Annotated in this window: 17 protein-coding genes; 6 read left to right on the top strand and 11 right to left on the bottom strand. The window is 69.2% G+C overall.

Annotated features, from left to right (window positions below):
* Positions 1-23: 23 nt before the first annotated feature.
* From ACFWIW_RS09400 to ACFWIW_RS09385, 4 genes are all read right to left on the bottom strand, one after another.
* Positions 24-539: a DUF501 domain-containing protein gene (locus ACFWIW_RS09400; protein ID WP_370641842.1), complete on the bottom strand. Its 516-nt coding sequence runs from the start codon at positions 537-539 to the stop codon at positions 24-26.
* An 88-nt stretch (positions 540-627) separates the two neighbouring features.
* Entirely contained in the window at positions 628-990 is a 363-nt protein-coding gene (locus ACFWIW_RS09395) for a septum formation initiator family protein (RefSeq protein WP_123799156.1), read from the bottom strand.
* A gap of 186 nt (positions 991-1,176) precedes the next feature.
* Positions 1,177-2,463, bottom strand: a complete 1,287-nt coding sequence (gene eno / locus ACFWIW_RS09390; RefSeq protein ID WP_038508280.1) for a phosphopyruvate hydratase — start codon at positions 2,461-2,463, stop codon at positions 1,177-1,179.
* 104 nt (positions 2,464-2,567) lie between these two features.
* Positions 2,568-3,056 (bottom strand): VOC family protein, encoded by a 489-nt coding sequence (locus ACFWIW_RS09385; RefSeq protein WP_378367970.1) that lies wholly within the window; start codon positions 3,054-3,056, stop codon positions 2,568-2,570.
* Positions 3,057-3,127: 71 nt separating this feature from the next.
* On the opposite strand from ACFWIW_RS09385, the gene ACFWIW_RS09380 reads away from it, so the two are divergent.
* On the top strand, positions 3,128-3,541 hold the full coding sequence (locus ACFWIW_RS09380) for a tetratricopeptide repeat protein (protein ID WP_378367969.1): 414 nt from the start codon (positions 3,128-3,130) through the stop codon (positions 3,539-3,541).
* A gap of 9 nt (positions 3,542-3,550) precedes the next feature.
* Here ACFWIW_RS09380 and ACFWIW_RS09375 read toward each other — a convergent pair whose 3' ends face one another.
* The gene (locus ACFWIW_RS09375; RefSeq protein WP_007028810.1) at positions 3,551-4,120 is read right to left on the bottom strand and encodes a helix-turn-helix domain-containing protein; all 570 of its coding nucleotides are present in this window, start codon (positions 4,118-4,120) and stop codon (positions 3,551-3,553) included.
* A 54-nt stretch (positions 4,121-4,174) separates the two neighbouring features.
* On the opposite strand from ACFWIW_RS09375, the gene ACFWIW_RS09370 reads away from it, so the two are divergent.
* Positions 4,175-5,095, top strand: coding sequence for an NAD(P)/FAD-dependent oxidoreductase (locus ACFWIW_RS09370; protein ID WP_378367968.1), 921 nt, complete (start codon positions 4,175-4,177; stop codon positions 5,093-5,095).
* Here the strand turns inward: ACFWIW_RS09370 and ACFWIW_RS09365 are convergent.
* A complete protein-coding gene (locus ACFWIW_RS09365) occupies positions 5,068-5,772 on the bottom strand; it encodes a murein transglycosylase (protein WP_378367967.1) in 705 nt (234 codons plus the stop codon). The two genes, ACFWIW_RS09370 and ACFWIW_RS09365, sit on opposite strands and share 28 nt — an antisense overlap.
* 274 nt (positions 5,773-6,046) lie before the next feature.
* Between ACFWIW_RS09365 and efeU the strand changes: the two genes are divergently transcribed.
* Genes efeU through ACFWIW_RS09345 form a run of 4 tightly spaced genes read left to right on the top strand, consistent with a single transcriptional unit; the run spans position 6,047 to position 9,725 of the window.
* Complete coding sequence (efeU, locus tag ACFWIW_RS09360) at positions 6,047-6,886, top strand: iron uptake transporter permease EfeU (protein ID WP_378367966.1); 840 nt, start codon at positions 6,047-6,049, stop codon at positions 6,884-6,886.
* Between the two features lie 4 nt (positions 6,887-6,890).
* On the top strand, positions 6,891-8,018 hold the full coding sequence (gene efeO, locus ACFWIW_RS09355) for an iron uptake system protein EfeO (protein WP_378367965.1): 1,128 nt from the start codon (positions 6,891-6,893) through the stop codon (positions 8,016-8,018).
* On the top strand, positions 8,015-9,280 hold the full coding sequence (efeB, locus tag ACFWIW_RS09350) for an iron uptake transporter deferrochelatase/peroxidase subunit (RefSeq protein WP_378367964.1): 1,266 nt from the start codon (positions 8,015-8,017) through the stop codon (positions 9,278-9,280). The genes efeO and efeB overlap by 4 nt, the downstream gene beginning before the upstream one ends.
* A gap of 34 nt (positions 9,281-9,314) precedes the next feature.
* Positions 9,315-9,725: a PPOX class F420-dependent oxidoreductase gene (locus ACFWIW_RS09345; protein ID WP_016337281.1), complete on the top strand. Its 411-nt coding sequence runs from the start codon at positions 9,315-9,317 to the stop codon at positions 9,723-9,725.
* Positions 9,726-9,775: 50 nt separating this feature from the next.
* On the opposite strand, the gene ACFWIW_RS09340 is transcribed toward ACFWIW_RS09345, so the two are convergent.
* The 5 genes from ACFWIW_RS09340 to ACFWIW_RS09320 are packed head-to-tail and all read right to left on the bottom strand — an operon-like array spanning position 9,776 to position 13,890.
* Complete coding sequence (locus ACFWIW_RS09340) at positions 9,776-10,336, bottom strand: hypothetical protein (RefSeq protein ID WP_378368053.1); 561 nt, start codon at positions 10,334-10,336, stop codon at positions 9,776-9,778.
* Between the two features lie 8 nt (positions 10,337-10,344).
* A complete protein-coding gene (locus tag ACFWIW_RS09335; RefSeq protein ID WP_378367963.1) occupies positions 10,345-11,718 on the bottom strand; it encodes a hypothetical protein in 1,374 nt (457 codons plus the stop codon).
* Positions 11,715-12,518, bottom strand: a complete 804-nt coding sequence (locus ACFWIW_RS09330; protein WP_378367962.1) for an ABC transporter ATP-binding protein — start codon at positions 12,516-12,518, stop codon at positions 11,715-11,717. Before ACFWIW_RS09330 ends, ACFWIW_RS09335 begins: the two co-directional genes overlap by 4 nt.
* Before the next feature lie 17 nt (positions 12,519-12,535).
* Positions 12,536-13,351: a zf-HC2 domain-containing protein gene (locus ACFWIW_RS09325; protein ID WP_378367961.1), complete on the bottom strand. Its 816-nt coding sequence runs from the start codon at positions 13,349-13,351 to the stop codon at positions 12,536-12,538.
* Positions 13,348-13,890, bottom strand: a complete 543-nt coding sequence (locus tag ACFWIW_RS09320; protein WP_016337286.1) for an RNA polymerase sigma factor — start codon at positions 13,888-13,890, stop codon at positions 13,348-13,350. Before ACFWIW_RS09320 ends, ACFWIW_RS09325 begins: the two co-directional genes overlap by 4 nt.
* Positions 13,891-13,913: the final 23 nt, after the last annotated feature.

The raw sequence follows: 13,913 nt of genomic DNA, 5'->3' as shown, positions 1-13,913 counted from the left end.
TATCTGTACACCAGCGGCCGGTGTTACCCCTGGCAGTCGCCCGATGGCCATCCGTTCGCCTTGAGCAACTCGAGGGTTTCGTCACCGAACGGGTTCACACCGGGACCGACCGCGAGCGTGTGCGCGAGATGGACGTGCAGGCATTTGACGCGGCCGGGCATCCCGCCCGCGCTGACCTCGTGACCGAGCGAGTCGATGGCGTCGCGTTCGGCGAGGTAGCTCTCGTGGGTCCGCTGGTAGGCGGCCGCCAGCTCGGGGTCCTCCGCGAGCCGGTCGGTCATCTCCTTCATCAGCCCGGACGCTTCGAGCGTGCCGACCATCGAAGTCAGCTTCGGGCAGGTCAAGTAGTAGAGCGTGGGGAACGGCGTGCCGTCGTCGAGACGCGGGCTGGTCTGCACGACCGACGGGTGGCCGCTCGGGCAGCGCGCGGCGACGGCGCGCAGCGCACGGGGGGCCCGGCCGAGCTGTTCCGCGATGATCTCGCGGTCGGCGTCGGTCACAGGCTCGAAGGAAGACTTTTCCGTGCTGTTCACACCCATAAGGCTAACGCGCGGCTGAAGGACGCTTTCCCCGCATAGGACGTGGTGAAAGCTCCCTTCACCGCGTCTCACGCGGTGAAGGTCCCCTTCAGCCGCCCGCGACCTGATCCCACAGCTTCTCGTACCAGGAGCCCGCGGGCACCGGCTGCTGACCTTGCGGCTGTCCCTGCTCGGGCGCCTTGTCCTCGGGGAGCTGCACGATGTACGGCGTCTCGCCGGGCTTCACGAAACCGAACCGCTTGCGGGCCTCGGCCTCGATCTGCGCCGGATCGCTCAGCTCGGCCTTGCGGCCTTCCAGCTGGGTGACGCTGCGCTGCAGCTCGGACTGCAGCTGCTGCTGTTCGTTCACCTCGGACTTCTGGCTGAGGTACGTCCGCAGCGGAACGGCGATGGTGAACGCGAGCGCGCACACCACGATCGCCACCACCGCGGCCCGGCGGGTGGTGGACATACCGAGCACCTTCGCGGCGCCCGATGCCCGTTTCGCCGCCAGGCTGCGGCGCAGCCGGGTTCGGGCGCGGACCTCCGTCGTCGTCGTGCGACGGGCACGCTCCGGACGGCGGCCCCTGCTGGAGCCGCCACCGCTCGCGCGCCCGCTACGACGGGTCCGCGCCCTCCCCCGGTCCGCCATCGTTCGTTATCCCTCGGCGCTGAACCGCGGGAACGCGAGGTCGCCGGCGTAGCGCGCCGCGTCGGCGAGGGTCTCCTCGATGCGGAGCAGCTGGTTGTACTTGGCGATCCGCTCGCCGCGCGCCGGGGCGCCGGTCTTGATCTGGCCGACACCGGTCGCGACGGCGAGGTCGGCGATGAAGGTGTCCTCGGTCTCGCCGGACCGGTGGCTCATCATCGACTTGTAGCCGTAGGAGGTGGCCAGCGAGATCGCGTCGAGGGTCTCCGACAGGGTGCCGATCTGGTTGACCTTCACCAGCAGCGCGTTGGCGGCGCGGCGGGTGATGCCCTCTTCGAGGCGGTCCGGGTTGGTGACGAACAGGTCGTCGCCGACCAGCTGCACCTTCTCGCCGATCTCGGTGGTCAGCTGGACCCAGCCGTCCCAGTCGTCCTCGCTCAGCGGGTCCTCGATGGACACGAGCGGGTAGTCGCGGACGAGCTCGCCGTAGTAGGCGGACATCTGCTCGGCGCTCTTCTTCGCGCCTTCGAAGGTGTACGCGCCGTCGGAGAAGAACTCGGTCGCGGCGACGTCGAGCGCGAGCGCGACGTCACGGCCCGGGGCGTACCCGGCCTTCTCGATCGCCTGAAGGATCAGGTCGAGCGCTTCGCGGTTGTTCTTCAGGCTGGGCGCGAAGCCGCCTTCGTCGCCGAGGCCGGTCGCCAGGCCGCGGCCCTTCAGGACCGACTTCAGCGAGTGGTAGACCTCGGTGCCCCAGCGCAGGGCCTCGCGGAACGACTCGGCGCCGATCGGCGCGATCATGAATTCCTGGATGTCGACATCGGTGTCGGCGTGCGCGCCACCGTTGAGGATGTTCAGCATCGGCACCGGCAGCACATGCGCGTTCGGCCCGCCGAGGTAGCGGAACAGCTCCAGCTCGGCCGACTCCGCGGCGGCCTTCGCGACGGCGAGCGAAACGCCGAGGATGGCGTTCGCGCCGAGGCGGGACTTCGCCGGCGTGCCGTCGAGGTCGACCAGCTTCTGGTCGACGATGCGCTGGTCGACGGCGTCGGTGCCGACCAGGTCCGGGCCGATCTCGTCCAGGACGGCCGCGACCGCGCGCTCGACACCCTTGCCGTTGTACCGGCCGGTGTCGCCGTCACGCAGCTCGACGGCTTCGTGTTCGCCGGTGGACGCACCCGAGGGGACCGCGGCCCGCGCCAGCGTGCCGTCGTCGAGAGCCACCTCCACTTCGACCGTCGGGTTGCCTCGCGAGTCCAGAATCTCGCGAGCGCCTACCTGCTCGATGAGCGCCACGCCATGCTCCTCATGTGGGTTGTGCCTGCGGTGACCGGGCCCAGCCTAGCCGTCACCGCAGTTCACCCGTTGGAGGCACGCGCCACATCGGTGCCGATCCGGACCTACTCCTCGGCCGCTTCGTCCGCCCGGACTTCCTTCCAGCCCGACGGAAGCTCGACGGTGTCGGAGAACTGCTGCCAGAAGGTCCAGCTGTTGCCGCCGATGTCGGAGACGGTGAACACGCGGGCCCCGTACGGCTGGTCCTGGGGCGCGTCGATGTCGGCGTCGTCGCCCAGCGCGGCGCGGACCCGCTCGTACTGCGCGTCGGCGTCGGCGACGTAAACGATGTTCAGCTGCCCGACCGGGCCGTCGACACCCTTGGCCTGCCAGTACTCGGGGCCGACCCCGGCCAGCTGGATCTTGGCCGGACCGGCGCACAGCGTGGCCTGGAACACCTCTCCGGAGGCGTCGGCGAAGCGCACTTCTTCGGTGAACCCGAATACTCTGACCAGCCACGCGACCGCCTCGGTGGCGTCGGCGTAGTAGAGGTACGGCACGAGCCCGAGGTATCCGGGCTCGTTTTCGGGCCTATCCGCTTCGGTACTGCTCATGGCAGGACAGTCCACCATGACCGTTTCAGCAGTCGAGATCGGCCCTGCCCAGGCGTATCGTGGAGCGGACCATGATGGATGCCGAACCCGCCCCAGAACCCGGTGAGGACTCGTCCGGCGAGTCTCGGTTCCGCGCCTTCCGGCAGGCGGAGGCGCTGGTCGAAAGCCGCAGGCCGCTCGACGCCCTCAAGGCACTGGAGCCCTTGCTCGAGCACGAAACCGACAAACCGAGCGTTCAGTTGCTGGCGGGCCGCGCGTACTTCCACTCCGCACAGTTGCGACGGGCGGAGCGTGCCTTCACCCGGGTGCTGGAGCTGGATCCCACCGATCATTACGCGCGGTTCGTACTCGGACGGACCCTCCAGCGCCTCGGCCGGTTGACCGAGGCGCTCGCGCAGATGCGGATAGCGTCGGCGATGCACCCGATCCCGGAGTACCTGGAAGCGATCAGCGAGGTCAACGCGAGGATCGCGTTGCGCGACTGACCGGGCGCCTCATTTCGACCTGGCCCGCAGATGCGCCCGTTCGCCCTGTTTGCCGAACAGCACCAGCAGCTCCACCGGCCCCGGCCCCGCGCTGCCGAACCAATGCGGCACCCGCGTGTCGAACTCGGCGGCCTCGCCGGGGCCCATCGTGAAGTCGCGATCGCCGAGCAACGCCCGCAACCGTCCGCTGAGGACGTACATCCATTCGTAGCCCTCGTGGGTGCGCTGCACCGGCTCGATGTCCTCGACCGGGATCAGCAGTTTGAACGCCTGCGGCTGCCCCGGCTGCGCGGTCAGCGCCCACGCGGTGAACCGGCCGAACTTCTGCGCCTTCATCCGGACCCGCGGATCGGCGGGTTCGGGTTCGCCGACCAGTTCGTCGAGCGGGACCTGATGGGCCGCCGACAGCGTGAGCAACAGCTCCAGCGTTGCCTTCCGCGTGCCCGATTCGAGTCGCGAGAGCGTGCTGGCGGAGATCCCCGTCGCCTCCGAGAGCGCGGAGAGGGTGGTGCCGCGTTCCTTGCGCAGGGCCTTGAGCTTCGGGCCGACCTCGGCGAGCCGCCGTTCGATGTCCTCCATGCCCCCAGTTTGCCAAATCGGCAATGAACTTTGCCAACTTTCGAAGAGATCCGGATGCTCGGGACCATGAACGAAGAATTCGACGTGGTGATCATCGGTGGTGGCGTCGCGGGGCTCAGCGCGGCTTTGGTGCTGGGCAGGGCGCGGCGCAAGGTGGTCGTGATCGACGGTGGCACCCCGCGCAACACGCCCGCCGCGCACGCCCACGGTTTCCTGACCAGGGACGGCATCCCGCCCAAAGAACTACTGGAGATAGGCCGGGACGAAGTCCGCGCGTACGGCGTCGAGATCGTCGACGACGTCGTCCACCGGCTGCGGCACGACAAGGCGGTGGAGCTGGCGAGCGGGCGGGTGGTCAGCGGCCGCCGGATCGTGGTGACCACCGGGCTGGCCGACGAACTGCCGGACATCCCCGGTGTCGCGGAGCGCTTCGGCGCCGACGTGCTGCACTGCCCGTACTGCCACGGCTGGGAGGTGCGCGATCAGCGGTTCGGCGTGCTCGCCACGTCCGACAAGTCGGTCCACCAGGCACTGATCGTCTGGCAGTGGAGCAAGGACCTGACCTTCTTCACGCATACACAGCAGCTCTCGGCCGAAGACCGGGCGAAGCTGACCGGGCTGGGCATCCGGATCGTCGACGGGAAGGTGGCCGAGCTCGCCGTCGAGAACGACCGGCTGACCGGCGTCCGGCTCGTCGACGGCGAATTCGTCGAACGCGACGTCGTGTTCGTCGGCCCGAAGTTCGTCCCGCACGACCGGCTGCTCGCCCAGGTCGGCTGCGCCCGCACCGAAAGCGGCTCGATCGCGGTGGACGCGCAGGGCCGCACGAACGTGGACGGCGTCTGGGCGGCGGGGAACGTCGTCGATCCGATGGCGCAGCTCGTCGTCGCGGCGGGCGACGCCTACCGGATGGCGGCCGCGCTCAACTTCGATCTGGTGCTCGAAGATCAGGGCGCGACGCTGGCGTCCGCGTAGGTGTCGGCCGCGCTGAACACTTCCTGGACGTAGGGCACCGCGGGATTGAAGACCCGCATGGACTTCCACCAGCCGTCCGGGGTGGCGACGTCGTCGCCGGCGGCGCACAGGTAGCGGGCGGTGGCGAAGGCGGCGTCGTCGAGGTCCTTCGGATCCGGCTGTTTGCCGTCGCTCCTGGCCCGGGCGGAGTGCTTGGCCCAGATCTCGGGCGGGAGCGTGATCGGGCCGGGCCTGCCCTGCGCCGTCTCGACGTGGGAGATGCCGGCGAGGGTCGCCCACGAGAGATGACAGCCCGGTTTCTGCCGCCGGAGCCACATCTCGGCCCGGCCGTAGGCGGACAGATCGGTGACGGAGAGCCGGGTCTTCGCGGCCACCCGTTTCGCCCAAGTCTCCAATTCGGCCGCGTCGGAAACGGTGGGCCGGTCGGGCGGCGCGGCGAGCCCGGCACGCGGCGTCGCCACCCCCGGCTGCGGCTTCTGGTCGGGAACCGCGAGCGCGGGCTGGGGCTGGGGCGGCGGAGGCGGCTCTTCCCCGGACGGCCGGTTCACCCCGACCGTCATGATCAGCACCACGCCCGTGAGCACGAGCCCGCCCGCGAAGGCGAGCCTGGGGACGTACGGCGGCAGAGGGCGCGCTGGATGCTCCGGGGCGTCGGTGCTCTGGGCGGTTTCGGCCACCCGGACAGGTTACTTCGCCACACTTCCGGGCGATGACCCATTCGGCTTACGAAGCCAACTGAGGGTAAAGCGAATCGGTGGCCGGTCTTCGGCGGCCGATTCGTTATGTGAACCACCGATGTCACGCTGACCTGGGAAATCTTCAAATCATCCCGCCCGATCAAGGTCTCTTCAAGCGTTTCGTCCAGTTCAGGAGCGTGTCACTCCCCCTGGACTTTCAGGGAAGCCTTACCTAAAACCAGGAGGTTCAGCCGACACGACCAGGGAGAACGACGTGTGGTTCGCGAGCGCGCTCATCGGCCTACGCGAAGGCCTCGAAGCGGCCCTCGTCGTCAGCATCCTCGTCGCGTTCCTGGTCAAGACCGAACGACGGCACGCGCTGCGCTGGGTGTGGCTCGGGGTCGGCGTCGCGGTCGCGCTGTCGGTCGGGGTCGGCGCGATCCTCACCTATTCCACCGCCCAGCTGACCTTCGAACAGCAGGAGCTGCTCGGCGGCACGCTGTCGATCGTCGCGGTCGGTTTCGTGACGGCGATGATCTTCTGGATGCGCAAGGCGTCGAGGACGATCGCCGCGGAACTGCGCGGGAAGCTCGACGAAGCGCTCGACGTCGGCCCGGTCGCGGTCCTCGTCCTGTCCTTCTTCGCCGTCGGGCGCGAAGGGCTGGAGACGGCGGTGTTCTTCTATTCCACCGTGCAGACCGCGCAGGGCGGCACGACGGAACCGTTGATCGGCTTCAGCGCGGGCATCCTCGTCGCGGTCGTCCTGGCATACCTGATCTACCGCGGCGCGGTCCGGTTCGACCTCGGCAAGTTCTTCACGATCACCGGTGTCCTGCTGGTGTTCGTCGCGGCGGGCGTCCTCGGTTACGGCCTGCACGACCTGCAGGAAGCCGCCTTCCTGCCCGGGTTGACCACGCTCGCGTTCGACGCGTCGGCCGTCCTTCCGGAGGACAGCTGGTACGGCGCGCTGCTCAAGGGGATCTTCAACTACTCGCAGCAGACGACGGTCGTGCAGGCCGTCGCGTGGATCGCGTACGTGGCGATCGTGCTGCCGCTGTTCCTCAGGCCCAAGAAGAAGGCCACGGCATCCGCCGCGGCCGCGATCAAGGAGTGACCTCGTGTCTCGTCGATTCCCGCTCGCCGCGCTCGCCGGCGTCGGCGCCCTGGTGCTCACCGCCTGCGGTGGCGAGGAAACACCCACCGCGGCAGGCGGCCCGATCAAGGTCGAAGCCTCCGACACGGCCTGCGCCGTCTCGGTGACCACCGCGAACGCGGGCAACGTGACCTTCGAGATCACCAACAAGGGCAGCAAGGTCACCGAGTTCTACCTCTACGCCGAGGGCGACCGGATCATGGGCGAGGTCGAGAACATCGCGCCGGGGCTGAACCGGAGGCTCATCGTCGAGGTCGCCGAAGCGGGCAACTACCAGACCGCGTGCAAGCCCGGTATGACCGGCACGGGCATCCGCGGCGACTTCACCGTCACCGGCGGCGGCGCGAAGCAGTCCGACCCGAATTCGCAGAAGGCGCAGGCGGTCAAGAGCTACGCGGAGTACGTCGCGAACAACACCAAGGCGCTCGACGAGGAGACCACCAAGTTCGTCGCGCTGGTGAAGGCGGGCAAGGTCGACGAGGCGAAGGCCGCGTACGCCCGCACGCGCGTCTACTTCGAGCGGGTCGAGCCGGTGGCCGAGAAGTTCGGCGACCTCGATCCGAAGATCGACGCGCGCGAGGCCGATCTCGAACCCGGCCAGAAGTTCACCGGGTTCCACCGGCTGGAGAAGGACCTCTGGGTGACCGGCCTGCAGGCCGACTCGCCGCAGATCGCCGATCAGCTGGTCGCCGACGTCAAGGAACTGGTGACCAAGTCGGCGTCGATCGAGCTGAACGCGCTCGACCTCGCCAACGGCGCCAAGGAGCTGCTCGACGAGATCGCCACGGGCAAGATCACCGGCGAGGAGGAGGCGTTCTCGCACACCGACCTCTCGGACTTCCAGGGCAACCTCGACGGTTCGAAGGCCGCGATCGCCTCGCTGCGCCCGCTGCTGCAGGCGAAGGACCCGGCACTGGTGTCCACTTTGGACAAGGAGTTCGGCAACGTGCAGGCACTGCTGGACAAGCAGCGGGAAGGCGACGGCTTCAAGCTGTACACCACGCTGAGCCAGGACCAGGTCAAGGAATTCGCGTCGGCGGTGGACGCGCTGAGCGAACCGTTGAGCAAGGTCGCCGAGGTCGCGGCGCAATGACCAGGGCGGAGCGCACCCCGGTCACCCGCCGGAAGCTGTTCGGCATGGCGGGCGCGGGCGCCGCGCTGGCCGGGGCCGGGGCCGCGGCGGGCTTCGGCGCGAACCGGCTCCTCGGCGGCGACAGCCCGGCGCAAGCGGCGCAGAGTGTCGTCGAGTTCCACGGCGAACATCAGGCCGGGATCGTGACCCCCGTGCAGGAGAACCTGCATTTCGTCGCGCTCGACGTGACGACGAAGGATCGGGAAAAGCTGGTCAAACTGCTGCGCACGTGGACGGACGCGGCGCGGCGAATGACCGCGGGCCAGGAGGTCGGCACGGGAGGCGCCGTCGGTGGCGCCCCCGCCGCCCCGCCGAGCGACACCGGCGAGGCACTCGATCTGGCGGCGTCCTCGCTGACGCTGACGATCGGTTTCGGCCCTTCGCTGTTCGACGACCGGTTCGGGCTCGCCGCGAAACGGCCCGCGGCGCTGATCGATCTCCCCCTGTTCCCGCAGGACAAACTCGATCCCGCGCGCAGCGGCGGCGACGTCTGTATCCAGGCTTGCGCGGACGACCCGCAGGTGGCGGTGCACGCCATCCGGAACCTGGTGCGGCTGGGCTTCGGCGTCACCGCGGTGCGCTGGTCGCAACTCGGGTTCGGCCGCAGCTCGTCGACGTCGCGGGCGCAGTCGACGCCGCGGAACCTGTTCGGGTTCAAGGACGGGACGCGCAACATCAAGGCCGAGGAGACCGACGTCCTGCGCGATCAGGTGTGGGCGGCGGCCGAAGACGGGCAGCCGTGGATGGCGGGCGGGTCGTACCTGGTGGCCAGGCGGATCCGCATGCACATCGAGACCTGGGACCGGGAATCACTGAAGGGCCAGGAAGGGATCGTCGGCAGGTCGAAGGGCGCGGGCGCGCCGCTGGGCCAGGCCGCCGAATTCGACACCCCCGATTTCCAGGTCGGCGGCGCCGGCGGCGAGAAGCTGATCCCTGAGGACTCCCACGTCCGGCTGGCCTCGCACGAGAACCTGAACGGCGCGCGGATCCTGCGTCGCGGCTACAACTTCGTCGACGGTTCCGACGGTGTCGGTCATCTCGAAGCAGGACTGTTCTTCCTCGCCTTCAACCGGGACACGCGCAAGCAGTTCGTGCCGATGCAGCAGGCGCTGTCGTCGAAGGACGCGATGATGGAGTACCTGCAGCACACCGGATCCGCCCATTTCGCCGTGCCGCCGGGTGTGCACGAAGGCGGATTCTGGGGCGAGGGCCTGTTCTCTTGACCTCCAGTTAAGTGGAGGTCGCACACTGGGCGGCATGTTCAGTGAAGCGGAACTCGACTACCTCGCCACCCAAGGGCTCGGACGGCTCGCGACGGCGCAGCCGGACGGCACGCTGCAGGTCAGCCCCGTCGGCTACGCCTACAACACCGAGACCAAGACGATCGACATCACCGGCTACGAACTGGCGAAGAGCAAGAAGTTCCGGAACGTGGCCGCGAACGGGCAGGCCGCGTTCGTGGTGGACGACATGCCTTCACAGGACCCGCCGAGGATCCGCTGCCTCGAGATCCGCGGCCGGGCCGAGGCGCTGACCGGCGCACGCACGGCGGACGGGCATTTCGACGGCGCGGTGATCCGGATCCATCCCTCGCGGATCATCAGCCTCGGTGTCGACGACCCGGACCACGACCCGCTCGATCTCGTTCCGCACAACCGGGACGTCTGAACCCTCGGATGCCGGGAAAGGGCCATCGAGAACGGCCCTTTCCCGGCACATCAGCGACGGTTGCCGAAGACCGCGTAGCTCCCGAGCCCGGCCACGGCGAGCACCACCGCGGTCCACGTCGCGGTCGCCGCCCCGGCGGGCTGGAAGAGCCAGGTGATCACCAGCTGCGCGCCCTCCGTGCTCGACGTGGTGGCCCAGACCACGTACGACACGATGAACACCAGCAGCGGCAACGTCCACCCGAACGCGCCGCCGAACAGCACCGCGGCGATCCCGGCGAGACCGAGCAGCCCGCCCGCGTTCCGCACGATGATCTCCACCGGGACCCGCTCCGCCTCCCACAGCCGCGGCAGCGTCGCCGCGGCGACGCCGAGGCCGCCGATCAGCAGGAGATGCATTACGCGGCGAGGCGCCCAGCGGATCGCGGCGGTCCGGTCGAGGTCGGTGTCCTGCCCGCTGAGACCGATGGCGGTCACCGCGATCGCCACCAACAGCGCCAGGGAAACCGGGATCATCGACCAGCGGTCCCGTGCCAGGAACCAGATCACCGCCATGCTCACCGCCAACCCCGCGAAGGACGCGGGCATGGCGCGGGAGCGGGCGTACAGCACCGCCCATCTCATCGCGCACCTCCGAGCAGGATGTCGAGCTGGTTGCCCTGGCAGGTCAGCCCCGCCTGTCGCTGCGCGATGATCCGCTCTCGCTGCACATCGGGCGGAAGGGCACGGAAGGTCTCCCATTTCCGGGCGACCTCGTTCTTCGTGTCGTCGCTCAGCCAGGAGGCCCCGGTCACCTTCCACTCGCCGAGGAACCAGCTCGCCGAGACCGACCGCGCGGTGAGTTCGTCCAAAAAGGACTTGTTCAAACCATTGAGGCTGTAACAGGACGGTGTCCCGGAGCCGGCGACCAGTGTCCGCGTCATGTCGTCCGAATTCAGGACCGAACGGATGGACCAATCCACCAGGTCCACGTAGACGGTGTCGGCGGCACGCGGCGGCACCTCGTCGTAGTCCAGCCGCCGGTCCAGTACCGCGACCTTGACCGGCGCGTCCGGCAAGGTTCCCAGCAGCCGCAACGCTTCCTTGCCCGGCCCGGCGAGTCGGGGCAGTTCGGCTTCGAGAACGCGGGGGACGCAGACCGGGCCGTCGCAGACCATTTCCGTCGCGGCAGAGTCGGCGACCTCGGCTTCGGCCGTGCTGCCGGGAAGGACGGGCAACGCGATCACGACCGCCGCCAAGGCGGGGATGACGGCAAGCCCCTTCGCCCGCTTGGAGCGGGCCGCCAGCAGAAGAAATCCGGTCGCGGCCAGTCCGGCGAGCCAGACCCCCTGCCCGATATCCATCCAGCCCGCGGTGGTGCTGAACGGATCCCGGACGGCGTCCATTGCGGGAGAGAGCAACGAGACCCGGAACGGCACGATCCCGGCCAGCACGCTCCCCTCCGCCCCGGCGAACTGGAACAGGAGAACGACCACGAAGGCGGCGACGGCCACCGCGGGCGCGGTCAGCGGATGCGGCAGCAACCGGCCGATCCCGAGCCCGATCCAGGCGCCCGCGAGCATCCCGAGCGCTCCGACCACGACGATCGGCAGCCAGCCGAAAGTGAAGAACCCGCCGTTGAAGGCGGCTTGGACGGCACCGACGGCGAAGATCAGCAGATAGCCCAGCACCAGCAGGCCACCCAGCGCGCCGGCGAGTTTCGCGGCCCGCTGCCAGCCGGGCCGCGGCATGGTGGTCATGAGCTCGACCGTGCCGGACCGGTTGTCGCGCATACCTTGGATTACGCCGGCGCCGATCGCGATCGGCCACAGGAACACCAGCAGGAACCGGCTCCACTCCGCGGCGTGCGTCCAGTGTTCGTCCCAGGCGAGCGGCGGTTTCGTCCACGGGCCGCTGAACGAAAAGAGGAAGCCGAACGCGACGACGAGGATCGCGAGCGTGGCCCAAGGGGCGATGGAACGGCGGACTTCGGTCCGCAGGACACGTGTGTTCACCAGTTCCCCTTCCCCGGCTCGTGCCCCAGCAGCGCCGAGTAGCCGCGCTCGATCGGGCTGTCGCCGACGTGCTCCTCGCTCCCGGCCGCGGCCAGTTCGTCCGGAGTGCCCTGGAAGACGAGCTTCCCGTTTTCGAACAGGACGACGTCGGTGCAGGCCGTCGCGACGTCCTCGACCAGATGCGTCGAGACGACGACGCAGGCGTCGCGGCCGATTTCCTGAAGAAGCTCCCGGAACCGCACTCGCTGTGCCGGGTCGAGTCCGGCGGTCGGCTCGTCCAGCAGGAGGATGTCGGGGTCGTTCACGATCGCCTGCGCGATCCCCACCCGCCGCACCATGCCGCCGGACAGCGTCTTCATCCGGTCGTCGGCGCGATCGGCGAGGCCGACGCGTTCGATCGACCGCTGCACCGCCGCCGGGATGTCCGGTTTGGCCATCTCCTTGAGCCAGGCGATGTATTCGACGAACTCGCGGACAGTGAATCGTTTGTAGAAACCGAAATTCTGCGGCAGATAGCCGATACGGCGGCGCAGGCGGCGCTGATCGGTGAACCCCCCGACGGATTCACCGAGCAGCGCCAGCCCTCCCTCCGCCGGCCGGAGCACCGTCGCCAGTGCCCGGATCAGCGTGGTCTTCCCGGCCCCGTTCGGGCCGAGCAGACCGTGCACCCCCGTGCCCAGGTCCAGGTCGAGCCCGTTCACGGCGAACTTGCGTTTGCCGACCCGGACCTTCAGTCCCTCCGCCTTGATCTGCCACGCGTAGGTCGTCGGTGCGACCTCCGCGGCCCCGACAGCACGCATCGTGTTCTCCCCTTCGTTCATCGTTCGGATCCGGTGAGCAGGCCGAAGACGCTCCGCCGGAGCACCACCACGACCGCGGTCACCGCGAAGATCGCGCCCCACACCGGGAGCAGCCGGGGTTCGAGCGCGGTGGCACGCCCTTGCGAAGCCACCGCGGGCGCCAGGATCACCGCCACCCAGACCCCGGCGAGGACATAGGCCGCCCGCACCACCCCGATCAGCCCGCCGAGCGCGAGCGTCCCGGTGGTGAAGGCCAGGCTCGGCAGGAGACCGAGCCCGAATCCGGCGCCGCCGAGCCAGCTCGAAAGGCCCTGGATCGGCAAGACGACGGCGAGGACCGCCGTCGTCCGGCGGAGCAGCAGGTAGAGCCCGGCCCTCGGCGTCGAAGTGACGAGTTCGTACGCGGGATCGAGCCCCTTCGCCCACGACACCGCCACCCCGAGCACCGGCAGAACAGGCGAGAACAGCTGGACGAACGAGTAACCCTCGCTCCCGGTGAACCCGACCGCGTCCAGCAGGAAGCCGATCGCCGGGATCAGGAGGATCATCACCAGCCACGGCAGCATCACCGGTGTCACCCAGGTGTGCAGCCGTCCGGCCCACCGCTTCCGCATCGGGCTCGGCCCCGCTTCGGCGAGTTTCGGTCCCAGCCCGGCCCAGACGTCGTCCACCAGCGCCGACACCGACGGCAGGCTGACCGCAGCCAGCCTCCCCCGGCATTCCGCGCACGATTCGAGATGGGCTTCGACCGCCCAGACCTCGTCACCGGCCAAGCCGTCGTCCCCGACGACGTAACCGGCGAGGAGCTGTTCGGACACGTGTTCCTTGTTCACGACAGCGCCTCCCGCATCGCGATCCGAGCCCGCCTGGCGCGGGTTTTGACGGTTCCTTCCGGCACGCCGAGCAGGACCGCGGTCTCACGGACGGTCAGCCCGTCGAGCACCATGGCCTGCAGGACCTGACGGAGTTCGGGAGCGAGCCGTCGCAGCGCGTCACCGACATGGTCACCGACCGCACCGGCCAGCGCCTCGTCCTCGGCCGCGGGTGAAACGGCCGTTTCCGCGACCGGCAGCGGCTGTGCGAACTTCGCCCGGCGGCGGAAGGCGTCGACCAGCCGCCTCGCGGCGATCGTCCACAACCAGCCGACGGCGCTTCCGCCGACGGCCGAACCGGCGAACGCGCCCGCCGCACGCCAGACCGCGAGGTAGGTCTCCTGCATCACCTCGGCGACGATCTGTTCGTCGGCGCAGCGACGGCGCAGGCGCACGGCCAGCCACGGCGACGTGCGGCGGTAGAGCTCCTCGAACGCCGCGCGGTCGCCCTTGGCGGTGCGGCGGACGAGCTGCTCTTCGTCCGGTTCCGTTCCCTTCACATCCGGCAAGACGCCGAGATCAC

Source organism: Amycolatopsis sp. NPDC058340 (assembly GCF_042723975.1).
Taxonomy (GTDB): Bacteria; Actinomycetota; Actinomycetes; order Mycobacteriales; family Pseudonocardiaceae; genus Amycolatopsis.
The sequence above is the reverse complement of the archived record's forward strand: the minus strand, read 5'-3'. Positions and strand labels throughout refer to the sequence as shown.

What these genes read in the sequence shown, in the direction of transcription:
- ACFWIW_RS09400 (WP_370641842.1), bottom strand. Translation starts at nt 539, where the DNA reads ATGGGTGTGAACAGCACGGAAAAGTCTTCCTTCGAGCCTGTGACCGAC.
- ACFWIW_RS09395 (WP_123799156.1), bottom strand. Translation starts at nt 990, where the DNA reads ATGTCCACCACCCGCCGGGCCGCGGTGGTGGCGATCGTGGTGTGCGCG.
- ACFWIW_RS09385 (WP_378367970.1), bottom strand. Translation starts at nt 3,056, where the DNA reads ATGAGCAGTACCGAAGCGGATAGGCCCGAAAACGAGCCCGGATACCTC.
- ACFWIW_RS09380 (WP_378367969.1), top strand. Translation starts at nt 3,128, where the DNA reads ATGATGGATGCCGAACCCGCCCCAGAACCCGGTGAGGACTCGTCCGGC.
- ACFWIW_RS09375 (WP_007028810.1), bottom strand. Translation starts at nt 4,120, where the DNA reads ATGGAGGACATCGAACGGCGGCTCGCCGAGGTCGGCCCGAAGCTCAAG.
- ACFWIW_RS09370 (WP_378367968.1), top strand. Translation starts at nt 4,175, where the DNA reads ATGCTCGGGACCATGAACGAAGAATTCGACGTGGTGATCATCGGTGGT.
- efeB (WP_378367964.1), top strand. Translation starts at nt 8,015, where the DNA reads ATGACCAGGGCGGAGCGCACCCCGGTCACCCGCCGGAAGCTGTTCGGC.
- ACFWIW_RS09345 (WP_016337281.1), top strand. Translation starts at nt 9,315, where the DNA reads ATGTTCAGTGAAGCGGAACTCGACTACCTCGCCACCCAAGGGCTCGGA.
- ACFWIW_RS09330 (WP_378367962.1), bottom strand. Translation starts at nt 12,518, where the DNA reads ATGCGTGCTGTCGGGGCCGCGGAGGTCGCACCGACGACCTACGCGTGG.